Source organism: Candidatus Paracaedibacter acanthamoebae, assembly GCF_000742835.1.
Classification (GTDB): Bacteria; Pseudomonadota; Alphaproteobacteria; order Paracaedibacterales; family Paracaedibacteraceae; genus Paracaedibacter; species Paracaedibacter acanthamoebae.
Genome location: NZ_CP008941.1, coordinates 221,360 through 238,148, shown reverse-complemented (window position 1 = coordinate 238,148; position 16,789 = coordinate 221,360). Strand labels below are relative to the sequence as shown.

Annotated in this window: 7 protein-coding genes and 3 pseudogenes; 1 reads left to right on the top strand and 9 read right to left on the bottom strand. The window is 37.6% G+C overall.

Features of this window, described 5'->3' with window-relative positions; genetic code table 11:
• Positions 1-69: 69 nt before the first annotated feature.
• On the top strand, positions 70-6,348 hold the full coding sequence (locus ID47_RS01005) for an SDR family NAD(P)-dependent oxidoreductase (protein ID WP_198022306.1): 6,279 nt from the start codon (positions 70-72) through the stop codon (positions 6,346-6,348).
• A gap of 539 nt (positions 6,349-6,887) precedes the next feature.
• Here ID47_RS01005 and ID47_RS13800 read toward each other — a convergent pair.
• The 9 genes and pseudogenes from ID47_RS13800 to ID47_RS11480 all read right to left on the bottom strand — a co-directional run.
• A pseudogene (locus tag ID47_RS13800) lies at positions 6,888-7,148 on the bottom strand (Tn3 family transposase); the annotation flags it as partial.
• Between the two features lie 73 nt (positions 7,149-7,221).
• Positions 7,222-8,484, bottom strand: coding sequence for a group II intron reverse transcriptase/maturase (ltrA, locus tag ID47_RS00995; protein ID WP_051908353.1), 1,263 nt, complete (start codon positions 8,482-8,484; stop codon positions 7,222-7,224).
• Positions 8,485-8,551: 67 nt separating this feature from the next.
• Positions 8,552-9,262, bottom strand: a complete 711-nt coding sequence (locus tag ID47_RS00990; protein ID WP_038462904.1) for an IS6 family transposase — start codon at positions 9,260-9,262, stop codon at positions 8,552-8,554.
• Between the two features lie 56 nt (positions 9,263-9,318).
• Positions 9,319-9,474: a hypothetical protein gene (locus tag ID47_RS12735; RefSeq protein ID WP_156956601.1), complete on the bottom strand. Its 156-nt coding sequence runs from the start codon at positions 9,472-9,474 to the stop codon at positions 9,319-9,321.
• Between the two features lie 86 nt (positions 9,475-9,560).
• A pseudogene (locus ID47_RS00985) lies at positions 9,561-10,916 on the bottom strand (PfaD family polyunsaturated fatty acid/polyketide biosynthesis protein); the annotation flags it as partial.
• Between the two features lie 208 nt (positions 10,917-11,124).
• Positions 11,125-11,289 (bottom strand): annotated as a pseudogene (locus tag ID47_RS13360) (transposase); the annotation flags it as partial.
• 127 nt (positions 11,290-11,416) lie between these two features.
• Complete coding sequence (locus tag ID47_RS00980; RefSeq protein WP_038462876.1) at positions 11,417-12,121, bottom strand: IS6 family transposase; 705 nt, start codon at positions 12,119-12,121, stop codon at positions 11,417-11,419.
• 402 nt (positions 12,122-12,523) lie between these two features.
• Positions 12,524-15,151 carry a non-ribosomal peptide synthetase gene (locus ID47_RS11485; protein ID WP_084675822.1) on the bottom strand — a complete coding sequence of 876 codons (2,628 nt, stop codon included), beginning with the start codon at positions 15,149-15,151 and terminating at the stop codon, positions 12,524-12,526.
• Positions 15,082-16,506: a condensation domain-containing protein gene (locus ID47_RS11480; protein WP_051908347.1), complete on the bottom strand. Its 1,425-nt coding sequence runs from the start codon at positions 16,504-16,506 to the stop codon at positions 15,082-15,084. Before ID47_RS11480 ends, ID47_RS11485 begins: the two co-directional genes overlap by 70 nt.
• Positions 16,507-16,789 lie beyond the last annotated feature (283 nt).

Here is a 16,789-nt window from a genome sequence, read left to right as displayed (position 1 = left end):
CCTGGCAATGATGCGATGTATGCATTCAAGTACTGGCTAGTAATTTTGCAAGAAGTTCTAAAAAACAGCATGAGAATACCAATATGGTTAATAACAAAAGGAGCTTATACAGTTATCCCTCTAGAAGTACCTTCTAGTTTGTGTCAAGGCCCTCTATGGGCGCTAGCGAAGTGTGCTATGTTAGAGCATCCTGAATTAATTTGCAGAACGATTGATTTAGATCCCAAGTTTAATATTATAGATCAGCTTGAGATCTTAGCCAATGAAATTGGGTGGATAGATCAAGGACTTGATCAAATAGCTTATCGAGACAAAGTTCGTTATAGCAGTATACTAGCCGCTTACTCTGAAATTAGTATTAAGAATTCTTTCAATATTTCTCGTGAAGGAATTTATCTTATTACAGGTGGATTCGGTGGCTTAGGGTTAAAAGTTGCTGGATGGCTTGTGCAGCAAGGAGCACAACATTTATTATTGATTGGCAGAAATAAACCCAATCAAGAAGTTAGTGAATCTTTGCAGCGACTCAAAGAGAATGGCGCGACTATTTCTACTCTGGAAATTGATGTTGCAGACCCTAGCCAAGTAGAAGAGCTATTTTTAAAAATAACGCAGGAATCATTTAATTTAAAAGGAATTATTCACGCAGCAGGAATTATAGAAGATGGTGTTATATTAAATCAAACTATAGAAAAGTTTGAAAAAGTATGTATGCCTAAGATAGCTGGAGCTTGGAATTTGCACTCTGCTTCAATTAAGTATGATTTTAAATTAGACTTTTTTGTCATGTTTTCCAGTATAAGCGCTTCCATTGGGAATCCTGGACAATCTAATTATGCATATGCAAATGCCTTTTTAGATAATTTAAGTTATTATAGGCGAAACCAAAGAATGCCGGCACTCTCTATTAACTGGGGACCATGGGCTGAAGTTGGCATGGCTACAAATATTAACCCAAAATTGCCCCCTGGACTTAACTTTTTGCACCCAAATGAAGCTATCAATGCTTTAAAATTAGCATTAGAACTCAACTTAACTAATATAAATGTTGCAAAAATTAATTGGCAAGAATTTTTATCAGCAAGGGCGAGCACCTCGTCACTTTTTGGTTCTTTTAATATTTCTAAAAATAAAAATGTTACCCTCCATAAAAAAGAGCTAACAAAAGAGGAAACTGAATCATACATAATAGCAAGTATCCGAGAATGTCTCTCTAAAGTTTTACCGTTAAATATTGTAGAAGAATTAGAAGATGAGCAGAGCTTTTTAGATGTTGGCATGGACTCATTAATGGCTTTACAATTTAAAGGTTATTTACAAAACAAATTTGAAGGTGCTTGTATTTTAAGCCCTACTGTGGCTTTTGAGTATCCGACTATCCCAGATTTGGCTCAATATATTTATCAGCTTATTGTTTCCTCTAAACAAAAAGAGTGTAGGGATAATCAATTAGAAGAACCAGTTAAAAATATAAGTAAAAATAGCCTATCTGAAAATCCAAAAAATACCCTTTCGACTACAAAATATCCAACCAGTGAGGAAACTGAATCGTACATAATAGCAAGTATCCGAGAATGTCTCTTTAAAGTTTTACCGTTAAATATTATAGAAGAATTAGAAGATGAGCAGAGCTTTTTAGATGTTGGCATGGACTCATTAATGGCTTTACAATTTAAAGGTTATTTACAAAGCAAATTTGAAGGTGCTTGTATTTTAAGCCCTACTGTGGCTTTTGAGTATCCGACTATCCCAGATTTGGCTCAATATATTTATCAGCTCATTGTTTCCTCTAAGCAAAAAGAGTGTAGGGTTAATCAATTAGAAGAACCAGTTAAAAATATAAGTAAAAATAGCCTATCTGAAAAGATAGAATATCCTCCTTTGTTTTTTAATTCTTTTAAAGAAGAAGCAAGCTCTAATGATATTGCAATTATTGGTATGAGCTGCTTTTTCCCGGGCTCTTCTAGCTTAGAGGCATTCTGGGATAATTTAATTGCCAATCGGGATTTGATAAAAGAGGTCCCAAAATGGCGTTGGGACTGGCAAACCTATTATGGTGATAAGGAAAACCAAACTAAAGTTAAATGGGGTGGGTTTATTGAGGATATAGATAAGTTTGATAATCAATTCTTTAATATCTCGCCTAAAGAGGCAGAGTTAATGGATCCGCAACAAAGAATCTTGCTGCAAGCCGTATGGCAGGCAGTAGAAGATGCTGGCTATAACCATCAAAATATTTCAGGTAGTCTCACTGGTGTCTTTATCGGCGCATCAACGTATGATTATGCTGAGATACTACAAAAATACGGCGAAACATCAGCTCATGTGCCAAGTGGTAATGCCCATAGTATTTTAGCCAATCGTGTCTCTTATTACTTAAACCTAAAAGGACCTAGTGAGGCGATTGATACTGCTTGCTCAAGTTCTTTGGTAGCATTACACCGAGCCATAAAAGCCATTCAAACAGGTGATTGTGAAATGGCTATTGCTGGAGGGGTGAATGCCTTACTGACCCCATCAGCTTATATTTCTTTTACTCAGGCTGGGATGTTATGTGAGGATGGAAGGTGCAAAAGCTTTGACAAGCTTGCAAATGGATATGTTAGAGGCGAAGGTGTTGGCGTTATTCTATTAAAACCTCTAGATAGAGCATTAAAAGATAAAGACATCATCTATGGTGTAGTTAAGGGAACTGCTGCCAACCATGGCGGGCGCGTTAGCTCTTTAACGGTTCCTAATGCTAATGCTCAGGCTAACGTGGTCTTAGAGGCCATTAAAAAAGCAAGGATTAATACTGAAACCATCAGTTATATCGAAACACATGGTACAGGAACGAGCCTAGGTGACCCTATTGAAATTAACGGATTAAAGAAAGCCTTTAGAGATAATACCACCCATAACTATTGCGGTCTTGGCACTGTTAAAACTAATATTGGACACCTTGAGCCAGCGGCCGGTATTGCTGGGGTTATTAAAGTGCTCTTAAGTATGCGCCATGGAAAACTACCCGGTATTATTCACTTCAATCACATTAACCCCTACATCGAACTTAAAGACAGTCCATTTTATATTGTTGACAAAAACAAAGAATGGCAAAGACTATTAGATAAGCAAGGTAATCCAATCCCAAGGCGGGCAGGAGTTAGCTCGTTTGGTTTTGGTGGGGTTAATGCCCATGTTGTTTTAGAGGAAATCCCTTATAACGTATCTAAAATTCAAAATAAGCATTATTATTTGATAGCCATATCTGCTAAACACGCTCATTCATTAAAACAAAAATGTATTGATTTGAACGGTTATTTAGAACGACATCCTAATTTACCTATAGAAGCGGTTTCTTATACTTTAAACACAGGAAGAAGACACTTTAATCATCGTTTAGCTTTAGTAGTTTGTTCAGTAGGTGAGTTAAAACAAAATTTAACCATGTTGCAGAATGGTCAAAAAGATGATTTTTTTCAGAGCACACTTAATAAGGCCAACAAAGATTCAGTTATTTACGCACAAGCATTAGAAAAAATTTTAGAAGAATTAAGGCTGCTCGATATTAAAAATATCGTTAGATATAAAGAGTTATTAGAAACTCTAGCCAATCTCTACATCGAAGGTTATGATTTTGACTGGAGTTTGCTACACCAAGGGGAAACACAACAAAAAATTAGCTTGCCTGCGTACCCATTTCTAAAACATCGTCATTGGATCTCTGACATCATTCATCCGACCGCACAAACAATCAATAGACTTCACCCATTAATTGATAACAATGTTTCTACTTTGGCATTACAAAGTTTTGAAAAATTGTTTACAGGTCAGGAGTTCTACCTACAAGATCATCGGATAAATGGGCGGATGGTGCTACCTGGAGCTGCCTACCTTGAAATGGCACGCGCAGCCGGGGAGTTGTCTTCTTCTAATTTAGTAATGGGTTTACGTAATGTAACGTGGATTCAACCTATTGAAATACAGCACACAGAAATACCAGAGCCTAAGCTTACAAAAATTAACCTCCTCTCTTTAAACCAGACTGAAATAGATTTTGAGGTAAGCACTAATACAACGGGGTCGATACCACCCATAAAGCCGCGTATACATGCTCAAGGTAAGATTGTTTATGGTTTGCATGAGGAACCACAAGAAGAAACTTTATTTGATGTTTCTGAGATTAAAGGACGGTGTAACTTCTATAAAAATAGAGAAGAAATGTTCTCCCATTTAACCGGTGTTCTTCATGGACCTAGCCTGCGAACAATCAAGCATATTTGGCATAATGATAAGGAAGCATTAGCTGAGCTGTGTTTACCAGATCATTTATTAGAGGATACACATCAGTTTCTTCTGCATCCTAGTCTCATAGATGGGGCAATACAAGCTACTTATAGTTTAGGATTGAGTGGCAATAGTTTATCGTTGCCATTTACTTTAGGTGAATTAAAGATTATCGGTAAGTTATCGAATAGGTGTTACGCATATGTGACAGTTAATTCAGGGGTTTTACCTAGGTTCCAAATTAAAATCATGGATGAGCATGGGAGAGTTCAGGTAGACATTAAAGATTTCATAGTGCGTCCTTTTCAAGTAGATGAAGTAAGTAGAAAAGGAATTTACTATTATGAGCCTGTATGGGAGTCTAAAGCGATTAAGAAACAGCCACCCACTTTGAATCAGGAAATATTTTTAGTTTGGGATGATGAGGGTAGCTTTAGCCAATTATTGCGCCAGGAATTACCGAACCACACCGTTTCAAGGGTAATCAATGGACAAAAATATGAGTCAAAAGGAGATGAATATCAAATTAATGTTGACGAAGAGGAGGACTACTTAAGTCTATTGAATGATCTTGATAAGGCAAATCGCTATCCCACTTATATTATTTATAAAATTAAAATAAAACAAATTGTTCCTTTATTACAGCAATTATATGAATGTTTTTATAGCTTATTTCACTTGAGCCGGTCATTGATTCAACAAAAGTCAAAAAAAAGGGTACATCTTCTATTTTTAATTGAAAATGATAAGAATGAAATCGCTTTATTTACTCGTTCAATTTCGGGGTTCATAAAAACATTGGAATTGGAGCAAACAAGAGTGAAATGTCGGATTATAGAAATTGGAAGTGCTTTAGATTTAAATAAGGTTCAATTAGTCCTACAAGAACTAGATGGAAATGAGCGAGAAGTCCGCTATAGCGATTTAGGTTTGCGTTTAGTTAAAGACTATCAGGAAAAAATTTTCACTGAAGGACAAATAGGCTCATCTTTTATTAAACAGGGGGGAATTTATCTAATCACAGGGGGAGCGGGAGGATTAGGTTTAATTTTTGCAAAATATTTATCGGATAATTATCATGGAAAGATAATTTTGACGGGACGCTCTAAGTTAGATCAAAGTCAGATTAGGGATATCGAAGAATTAAAAAAATTAGGGGGTAATGTTGTTTACTTACAATCTGATATTACAAAACGAGACGAAGTCGAGTATGTACTGGGTGAAATAAATAATCGATTTGGAAAATTGAATGGTATTATTCATAGCGCTGGAGTCATACGAGATTCTTCAATTTTAAAGAAGAAGAAGGAAGATGCTGAGAAAGTTCTAGATCCTAAATTGCAAGGGACATTTTATTTAGACGAATTAACGCAGTTTTATGATCTAGACTTTTTTGTTTTATTTTCTTCTGTAAGTTCCGTAATTGGAAACAGCGGTCAATGTGATTATGCTTTTGCGAATGGTTTTATGGATGGGTTTGCTTCCTATAGAAATCAATTATTTCAAGAGAGTAAACGTTATGGAAAAACAATTGTTATTAATTGGCCGTTATGGGAGGAAGGAGGCATGCAAATTGATGAAGAGTCTAAACAATGGGTAGAGCAGTCTTCAGGGATGTTGCCAATTAAAACTCAAGATGGTATCAGAGCATTTATTTCTGCACTAAATCAGCAAAGATGCCATCAATATATTGTTCTCCATGGATATAAAGATAAAATAAAAAATATATTTTACGAAAAACCAAAATTAACGCACAATAATTTAAAAGACTCTTTCTCATCCACAGTTAAAAATCAGCTAAGAAAAAAAACTGAGGAGTATTTAAAAAAACTATTATCTGAATCTATTAAATTTCCAGAAGAGAAGTTAGATACTAAAAAAAGTTTTGCAAGCTATGGAGTTGATTCAATAATACTAATTAGCCTCAATAGACAGTTAGAGAAAAACTTTAAAGATTTGCCCACGACATTGCTTTTTGAATATGAAACTATTGAAAGCTTAACAAATTATTTTATAGAGAATCAAATTGAAATATTAGAAAATAAGTTTAATTTAAAAGAACTTCCAACAAAATATTTTTAGCTCGTTAGGAGAAATCGAGTAGGAGGAGCCTCACGACTCCGTCCTCTCACACCACCAGTACAAGTGCTGTCGCATACGGCGGTTTCAGTTAGCCTCCTTTTAACATAAGCGTGCGACCTGGTTCAAGTTAGCAATCTGTGCCCTCTCTTAAAGGATCACATTGAAAAAGTCATTGAGGTTAAAATCGCCAAGCTTGAGCCCCATCTCAAAGAAATTACGGATACAGCGCATAAGCTTGAGCAAGCTTATCCGGGCACTCCTACAAAGGAAACAACAGCGATCCTCATCAAAGAAATGTAAGACCATCACTCGCCGCAGCAAGCGTTACATAAGGTGAGCCAAACTTTCAGCGAGGACAACAAAGAGCTATACAACCAAGTCAAAACACTGCCAGCCCAGCAAAATAGGCGAAGTAATCGGTTCCGTTGCAAATTCTTGAGAAGTTGGTAGTTTAAAGGGAAATTGGGGTAGTGGGCTCATTTGTGTCAAAATTTGGGGTTCCATTAGATATGGTGTAAAATCCAACGATCTTTTTGAGATTAGTCTCGTAAAGGCCTCAATCTTCCTTTCAAGGAGTTGCTTAAATCGAATTGGTATTTTCCATAAGGGTTGATATGGCCTCGCCTAGCTGGAGACAAATGTTTCAAGTCATCATCATTGATTATACCTCCTTCGCGCTTAATTTGATCAATTATTTCGGCCATATAAACAGTATTCCAAACAGTGACAATATTGATAAGCAAATTAAGGCAGCCAAAGTGAGTTTCTTGTTCTTCTGGCTGACGTGCATAGATACGGCCTTCTCTCCCTAAATGTCGAGTACAGGACTAGCATTACTGCTAGTCCCGCCTCTAAGAACCGTGCGGGCCACTTTCATGGCACACGGCTCAAGCCCTCATAAGGCTGAATGGTTTTCAGCCCGGTCAGCTCAGTATTGTAACTGAGTTTACGGCGGCGTTGCTTTTCCAATTCTCTCTTTGCAAAGTAATCCTTGTAAAAGGGGTCAAAAGGATTAGCTTTAGCGACAATTTTAATGTGACGGCGAATCTTGGTGTCTATTGCGCGTTTCAGAAAGAGGGTTTGCTTCTTCCCTTCTTTATCTTTTATCAAGCAATAGAAACGCCAATTATCACCTTTATGGCTCTTCCAGTAGTGTTTTATAATCCACTTTATGCCTTTGCGTGCGTGCCTTTTGAGTGCCCACCGCTTAAGGGCTTGGAAGAGTTCGTGGTCGATTTGAGTGAAGACTTTCGATGACACGACACTGCGGTAGTAGATTGTCCATCCCGTTATCTTTTCATTTAACGCATGGATTAGCCTATCTGTTGGCAGTGCTGCCCCTTTTCGGATCAACTCTTTGATTTCTTTTAAAAACCTTTTAATGTTTTCCTTTGAGGGTTTTGTGAAGACTCGACCGTTCTTGTATTTACGAATGTGAAATCCAAGAAAATCGAAGCCATCTTCTATCGGTGTTATCTTTGTCTTCTCTGCCGATAACTCAAGTCCAACAGTTTTCAGGAATTCTGCCAGCTTTGGCATCACTTCGTTTTGGAGAAGCTCTGCTGAAGCCGCTGTGACTATAAAGTCATCAGCGAAGGAAACGATATTAATTTTCTTGGCTTTTCTTTGATAATCGCTTGTTGGTCTGAGTTTGTTTTCCAAACCAGCTAGAGTTAGAACCGTGAGTGCGGGAGAAATCACCGATCCTTGTGGAGTTCCTTTCGTTGTTGGGTTGAGGTGACCATTTTCCATGAAGCCTGCTTTGAGAAATTTCCTGAGGAGCTGTTTGTCCATAGGAATGTTTGCAAGAAGCCAATCATGATTGATTTGACCAAAGCAATCCCGAATATCGCCTTCGAACACAAATGTCGCTGATTTTGCTCTTCCCAGTGCGTTAAGGCATTGTTCAATCGCATCATGAGTCGACCGCTTTATACGGAAACCGTAGGAATTCGGATCGGCTCGTTTTTCGACAATGGGTTCTATGGCGAGGAGGTGTACGGCCTGCATCGCTCGACATTTCAAGGTTGGAATGGAGAGCGGTCTTTGACCTTTTCCTGATTTCTTCGAGATGTAAATGCGTCTTAGCGGTTGAGCTTTGTAGCCTTTGCGTCTAAGACTCTTTACAGCTTGCATTTTCTTCAGATCAGGGCACCGTCAACTTAACTAAAAAAGGTTATATTGTGGTTATGAACTGTCAATTTTAGACAGAAAGAAGCTCTAGAGCCGCCTCCAGCCAAATGGTCTTGGCGGCGGCAAAAGCAAACCGTTGATCAGGAGCTTTATTCTTGTACCGACTAACTTCTACTGAAAAGATATTGCGGACCTTCCCCATCAGGGACAATAATCTCTGAACGCCAGGAGCAGACTTAAATTTTATCAAGCATTTTTCTTTGCGGCGAGTCGGTTGATGGGCGTTTTCAATACGATTGTTGAGCCGCTTGTGAGTCCTGTGATCTGCTTTACGGCACATGAATTGGATCGGCTTTACATAGCTTTTCAATTTGTCGGTAACAATAACTCTTGGGGCTGGGTACGTCCCCAATAATCGGCTTAGGAATCTGATAGCAGATTTCTTATTGCGATGTTTTTGGAGAAAGATATCGAGCTCGATTCCGTCGCTATCGACGGCTCTCCATAAGACAAACACCTCTCCATTAATCTTAAGAGCCATTTCATCCAGGTGCCATTTATCACTTGGTTTCCTCTCATGCTTCTTGATGACATCTATAAAATGAAGAGCGAATTTAGTGCACCATTTCCTGACTGTCTCATGACTCAGGATAATTCCTCGAAAGGCTAGTTGTTCCTGGACATCTCTATAACTAAGGTTAAAGCGGTAATAAAGCCATACAGCTTGACTGATTATTGAGACTGGGAAGCGGTGACGTTTGGGAGCTTTGGTTAAAGACATGACAGAATCATACCAGGTTTATTTTTTCCTTACTTTATTCCTATTTTGATCCTTTGTTAAGTTGACGGTGCCGCTTGCACCGCTAAAAAGGAGGCAAACTCAGCTTCGACGGCTTGAGCAATCAGAGCTTGAGCTCCATGTCGTAATAGCTGTGTCAGATGGTCTTCAAATTGTCCTGGTTGTTTGAGGCTAATGACGTTATCTTTATCCATTCTTTTTGAAATTTAGGGCCGTACAATCATCCCTATGATACGCCGCCTCCTTTACAAGCTCTATCACCAACTTTTGCGGTTAACTCCTATCGATTCCTTGGGATAGTCCGCAGAGACCACTGTTCCATCCGGTTAGTAACCAATAAGGCTGCGTCCTTCATCAGTTTTTCTGCAATTTCATCAACGTGCCTATTCCTCCAATTCTCCAAGGATGTTCCTTTTACCCATTGATTAAAAGCCCCTAAGGCAGGCCCACATTGAATTTGATAATTGGCGCGTTGCGCCTCGTTCCCTTGAAGGGCTAAGCGGGTGGTATAAATAAAATACCAGCGAAAAATAAGTGCCATTTTATGCTTGGCGTTTTCTTTGGCCTTTTCAATTTCTTCTGGTTTTTCTTTTGCATAATAAGCGCGTGTTTCCTCCCAGACCTCTTCAAAGCTGCACTTAAAATATTTCTCTTGAATTTGTTGGCCAATTTTTTCATCGATTTCTTCGAGCGCATTATATTGACGATATAAATCATAGAGTTTATTTGCTCGAGCTGGAAATAAAAGCCCCTTACGAACGACCTGAACCTTTGCTCCAAATTCAAACATATCTCCCGCAGGAGCATAAGTCGTATCTTGCACGTTTATATTTTGTAATAGGTCTTTGACATTATCACTGGTGCCAGCCTCTACCGTACATTGGTTAATGGATCCCGTCATAATAAAATCAGCTCCTAACATAAAAGCTGCTGCTGCTGCTTCTGGCGTGCCAATTCCTCCTGCAGCCCCAATACGAATTGCTTTTTCGTAAGCGTAGCGCTTTATTATTTCATCCCGCAATCTTAACATTGCTGGCATTAAGGCATAAGCCACTCCTTGATCTGTATGTCCTCCTGAATCAGCTTCTACACAGATATCATGAGCCATAGGGATCTTTTCACTTAATCGAGCCTCCTCCTGGGTGAGTTGGCCACTTTCAACAAGCTTACGAACTATATTAGGGGGAGCCGGACTCATAAAAGCTTCCGCTACTTCTGGCCGAGAGACTTTTGCGAGGATACGATGCGAGACTTCAATTTTCCCTTCACAATTCAGGTGGAGATTTTTTAGGCGGTACCGTACAAGGCTAGGCGTCATCTGCACATAAGCAGCAGCTTCAATACTCTTGATGCCATATTTAAAAAACAAGTCAACCGTTTGATCTTCTAGCACAGGTTTGACTAAATTACAGAGAAGATTCATCCCATAAGATTCATTATGCTTTAAGTGTTGTTGAATATCTTGGATAGCGGTTTCAATTTTTTCTAAGCGTAAACCGCCTGTTCCAAAAAAACCCATGAGTCCAGCTTTACCAAGCTTAATCACTAGTGCAGGCGACGCAATTCCTTTGTACATTGCACCCGCAAGGTAGGCATACCTTAAGCCATAATCATCTTTAAAATCCTGGTTTCCGAGCATCAAATGGCTATCCATAGGCATCTAGAAGTTCTTTCTTTATTGTTTTCTATTAAATGCACTAAAAGCTTACATAAATTTTCAGCAATTGCAATGTATATATTAAAGCTGTAAGGCTAGGGTTATTAAAAATCATCATCTAATTTCCAAGAGGAGTATCTAATGGCTACTTATATTTTACCTGACGTTATTGCGTAAATAGAAAAAAGGAGTCAGGAATTTTATCCCAAAGCTGAAGCTCCAAAAATCTCATGAAACTCAAGTGGTCTTTAATCTGAAATTCAATCTGATCATCAGATAAGTTGTACAGACTTTGCAAAATCAAGATCTTAAACATTAGGACGCTATCATAAGGGGGACACCCACCTTTGGAACAATCTGACGATAAGCAGAGACCAGATTCTAACTCATTGCGAAACAGAGGGTTGGCCACTAACGGTACTGTCGCATCTGTTTGAGGAGAGTATAATTGTGAGTAAGACGGCCTGATTTTGGACACCCTAAGCCATTAGGTTGGCAAAATTAAGAAATGCAGATTGAGAAGCTGTTTGTCCAATTATTTGCCCTTTTTGTATCATACGAATATTTTCGATTCCTGAAATAGTCTGTTTGGCTGAATAGAAGTTTTTAAACCCAAGAGTTGGCCTTGTTCGTTTCTTGATAAATCGATGATCCTGCTCAACAATATTGTTGAGATATTTGATTTGTCGTATCTCAATTTCATCGCCTTTTGAGACATTCTTATTAAAATAATCAAGGGCTGCTTTGTTGCTACAACTCTTGTCAACTGTCACTTTGTCAGGCTTTCCATTCTGCTTGAAAGCCTTTCTGAAAAAGGCCTTTGCAGCATCAGCATCTCTTTTGGCTCGCAGTAGAAAGTCAATAGTATTTCCTTGACTATCGACGGACCGATAAAGGTAAACCCATTTCCCGTTCAACTTGATATAAGTCTCGTCCATGCGCCAGCTCCCCCTAACTGGTTTTTTGCGCTGACGAACACGCTTATCAATTAGATACACAAACCGACGCACCCATCTCTGTAACGTCGAATGGTCGATAATGGCCCCTCTGATCATCATCATTTCTTCCAAGTCTCTGTAGCTTAGAGAAAATCGACATTTCATATACACAAAAAGCATGATAACTGAGGGAGAAGAACAAAATCCTTTAAAATGGGGAAGAAGACGGGGACATATGGTGAGCATCTAAACAGACTGTTTTCTAAGCCTTTACACCTTAATCTCTCAATTTTCAACAAATGCGACAGTACCCCACTAACTGTGTAAAATGTATACACATATTAATTAATGTATTAATTTATATGCTTTTAATTTTTAATAAAGTACCCAAAATAAGTGGTTAAACTCAGATTTTAAGCTCAAATTAAATACAATAAAATCAAAAAAGTAAGAAGGGATGTGTATACATTTTACACAGTTAGTGGCCAACCCTCAGCATTAGGATGAGGCAACTTAAGTTCAATGAATGTGAACGGCACTTCTTGCTCAGGCTGTTCTGAATACCCCGCTGCTTACGGTGGGGTTGTTTATTATCAAATACTTAGAAGTTTTCCCCAAAATTCTTCCTTGTCATTATATCCATTAAAATCAACATGCTACAGCCGAGTTTGTAACATATCTATCTTTCCGACGCGAGTAGCCACTATGGACCGCCTCTATAATTTTAGAAGCTATTAATTCTTCTTGTTTTAATATGTTCTCATGATGAGCATTTACTTTAATAAGTGTTAGGTTCGGCTGATCTATAAGAATTTTATCTATGTTATTATATTCAAGTGTTAATAAATATTCTTGGTATTTTTTTACCGCCTCAATATCTATATCGCTCTTTATACCTTGAAGCATTGCTTTGTATAATAAGACTTGAGTATTTCTCAATGTTGAGGATACTTTTTGTTTATTCATCATACGATATTCTATCTCATAATTCATTTTAGCTTTTTCTATATACGATTTCTCATATCCTAGTGATGCCAAGTAATCTCTATAGAGAGATTTTCTTTTATTAAGATCTATATTACCCATTAAAGATACCATATTATTATCATTTAAGAACGTATCTAATAAATAAACTTTAATTTTAGTGCAGTCTCTTTGTTCTAAAATATATGCGATCTCTAATGCTATTTTCCCTCCTAATGACCATCCAAGCAAATGGTATACTTCTTGTTGTGTTTGATTCATTATTTCATCAATGTAGTATAAATAATATTTGGCTAATTCATTTATATTATCTATTTTATTTTCATGATATATATTATAGGGATCTATTCCGTAGCAACTAAAATTATCGGTTAGTAGATCAGCTAAAGAAGTATATTGCTCACATCCTCCTCCCCCTGGATGTACCATAAACATATTGGGCTTATCATAGGTATTGTTCAATTTAACAACAGTTTGATAACTATCTTTAGTTTGAGCGATTCTTGAGGATAGTAATTCGATATTTTTATATACAAATATATCGGCAACTTTTAAGTGAGATTTATAATAATTATTCAGTTTGCTAACTAATTTTATGGCTAGAATACTGTTACCTCCTAATATAAAAAAGTCATCAGCAATACCTATCCTATCTACATGTAAACCTAACATTTCAGCCCAAATCTGACGTATTTGATGTTCTACCTCATTCCTTGGAGCAGTATAATTATTACTTACGGTAAATTCAGGTTTGGGTAAGGCCTTACGGTCTAATTTACCATTACTGGTTAATGGCATGCTTGCTAACGGCATAAACACACTCGGTACCATATAATCTGGCAACGTCTTACTTAGGTGATGAATGAGATCTTCCTGAGAAAGGTCAGATCCCTTCTCAGCAACAAAGTATGCAACTAACTGTTTACCTGTCTCTGATTCATCAGCAATCACTACCGCCTGAGTAATAGCAGGGTGCATTAGCAACGTTTGCTCAATCTCTCCACATTCAATGCGGAAGCCTCTGATCTTTACTTGATGATCAATACGACCTATATATTCTAAATTACCATCAGGTAACCAGCGTGCTAAATCTCCTGTACGGTATAATCTTAGGTTCTTACCTTGTGCTTTCTCCTCTTCACTTACAAACGGGTTCTTGATAAATCTCTCTGCCGTTAATTCAGGCCTATTCAAATAGCCTCTCGCCAACCCATCTCCCCCGATGTAAAGTTCTCCAACAACACCATTCGGGACAGGTTGAATCGATTCATCAAGAATATATATAGATGTATTCCAAATAGGCTTCCCAATGGGAACTATACCTAATGTATTCTCACATGCACAATCCCAATATGTCACATCAATTGAAGCTTCTGTAGGACCATATAAGTTGTGCAATTCTACGTGGGAGAATCCTTCAAAAAACTTTTCTCTAAGTGATGGAGAAAGCGCTTCTCCACCAACGATCACACGTTTAAGACTTGGGCATGCTGCACCTTTTTGAGTATATAAAAACGCACCTAGCATGGAGGGAACGAAATGCATTAAGGTAATTTTATAAAAATTTATGGTTTCTTTTAAATAAGCGGGGTCTTTGTGGCCTTCTGGCTTTGCAAATACAAGCTGAGCTCCCCCTATCAGAGGAAGTAAAAACTCCCATACAGAAACATCAAATGTATAAGGGGTCTTTTGTAAAATGGAGTCGTTTTCTATTAATTTGCAATAATCTTTCATCCATAAAAGATGATTTACCAGTCCCTGATGAATGCTTAATACGCCCTTGGGTGTTCCTGTAGACCCAGATGTATAGATGACATAGGCTAGATGATGAGGTTGGGTGATATAAGATGGATTTGATGTTGGATAATTCGTGAGCTTTTCTTGATTCGTGTCTATCGAAAACACTTCAGCTTCTGTTCTTGGTAATCTCTTAAGAATATCTTGTTGTGTAAGAATCAATGAAGCTCTGGTGTCCTCTAACATAAACTGGATACGGTCTTGAGGATATGAGGGATCGATCGGGACATAAGCCCCACCTGCTTTTAAGATCGCTAGAATACCGATGATCATCTCTAACGACCGCTCACAAGCGATTGCCACCAACGTATCGGGCTTAACTCCTTGTTCTCTCAAGTAATGAGCAAGCTGATTAGCTTTTGTATTAAGCTCTTGGTAGGTAAGTTCTTGCTCTTCAAAAATTACTGCTATATTATTTGGTGTTTTTAGGACTTGCTCTTCAAACAACTGATGAATCGTTTTGTCTTTGGGGTATTTTTTTCTGTTTTGTTCCAATCTATGAGAAGCTGTTTACGCTCTAAAGCAGTTAGCAAAGGCAATTGACTTATCGCCTGATCATAGTTTTGGCTTATGCCCTTTAATAATTCTAACCAATGTCCCACCATACGGTGTATAGTAGACTTCTTAAAGAGGTTAGCATCGTATTTAAATACGCCAAGAAAATCCTCTAAATAAGTGTGAACTTCCAGCGATATAGCACAAGGTATTCCACCTGCTTCAATGCCTACCATTTTTACATTCAAATTATTAAAATCAAGAGAAGGAGGTTGAAAATTTTCCATTGTAAACATTACCGGAAACAAAGGATCTCGATTAATATCCCGGGATAACTTTAATTCTGTTATTAAATGCGACAAAGGTACTTCTTGATGCATTAATGCACCTCTCATAGTAACTTTGACTTCTTCAACAAGCGTTGCAAATCTTTTATTACTTGCTAAATTGACTCGGATGGGTAGGGTATTGATAAAAAATCCAATAACATCTTCAAGATTACCTTTATTTCGCCCGTGCATAGGAACCCCTATTGAAAAGTCTTCTTGTCCAGAATGGCGAAAAAGAAATGAACAAAATGCAGAAAATAAGATTGTATATAAGGTAACTCCTTTTTCTTGGCTAAGTTGCCTCAGTGTTTGAGAGAATTCAGTTGAAAAATTAAAATCATACTTTTTTATATTAGGAGATTCTCGGGTTCTGGGTTTGTCTGTCGGTAAGATTAGCGGCTCTAAATAAGCCAGTTGATGTTTCCAATATTCTAATAACTCTTCTTGAACTACGCCTTGCATCCTTGCTCTTTGTTCAACAATAAAATCCCTATAAAAGTGAGTAACAGGCGTCAATGATAATGATTGATGACGAATTAATGCCTGATAATTAGCTGCCAACTCTTTCAAATATACCATCATTGACCAACCATCAAAAATAATATGATGACAACTCATAATCAAAATATGAAGATTGGGATTAAAGCATAATAATGTATGGCGAATTAATGGCCCTTTTTCCAAATTAAAAACTTTACTAATTTCTTGTTTGAAAAATTTTTCATAAATTTCCTTTAACCCTTTACCAATTGAAACCTTTGAACAATCAATCTGATTGATATCGATATTAACATCTGGAGATATTGTAGCAATTGGTTTCCCATCAAGCTGTGAAAATGTCATTCTTAAAGAATCATGATAGCGCATAAGAGTTTTGCATGCATAGAATAAAGCTCTCTTATCCAAAGGTCCTTCAAATGAAAGAGCTATACCAATATTGTAGGCAGTATCATTAGGTGTTAATTCCTGTAAAAACAAAAGACGCTCTTGTCCTAAAGAAGGGAGTAACTGGACAGTTTCTGTCATAAAGCCACCTCATTTAACTTTGGTATCATTATAATAGATAATAATAATAGACCTGCTGCGCAAGTCTTTTTCTCTCTTTTTTCTTCCTTGGTTTCTGCGGTTTCCAGCCGCGACATTTTTGCTTACCAGTAGGTCTAATAACGGTTGCAGTAGCTTTTACTTTCACTATGTGAGTTAAAAAGAGGCTTTGCCGGGAGTTCAAAACGATTGGGTCAAGCCCCCAATATATGATCCAATCTTTAAGTTAGTCTTGCGGGTTAATATGACGTTGTTGTGTAAATAT

Coding starts and splice junctions, on each gene's coding strand:
- ID47_RS12735 (WP_156956601.1), bottom strand. CDS start 9,474: ATGGATAAAGATAACGTCATTAGCCTCAAACAACCAGGACAATTTGAA.
- ID47_RS00980 (WP_038462876.1), bottom strand. CDS start 12,121: ATGCTCACCATATGTCCCCGTCTTCTTCCCCATTTTAAAGGATTTTGT.
- ID47_RS00990 (WP_038462904.1), bottom strand. CDS start 9,262: ATGTCTTTAACCAAAGCTCCCAAACGTCACCGCTTCCCAGTCTCAATA.
- ID47_RS11480 (WP_051908347.1), bottom strand. CDS start 16,506: ATGACAGAAACTGTCCAGTTACTCCCTTCTTTAGGACAAGAGCGTCTT.
- ID47_RS01005 (WP_198022306.1), top strand. CDS start 70: ATGAGAATACCAATATGGTTAATAACAAAAGGAGCTTATACAGTTATC.
- ltrA (WP_051908353.1), bottom strand. CDS start 8,484: ATGCAAGCTGTAAAGAGTCTTAGACGCAAAGGCTACAAAGCTCAACCG.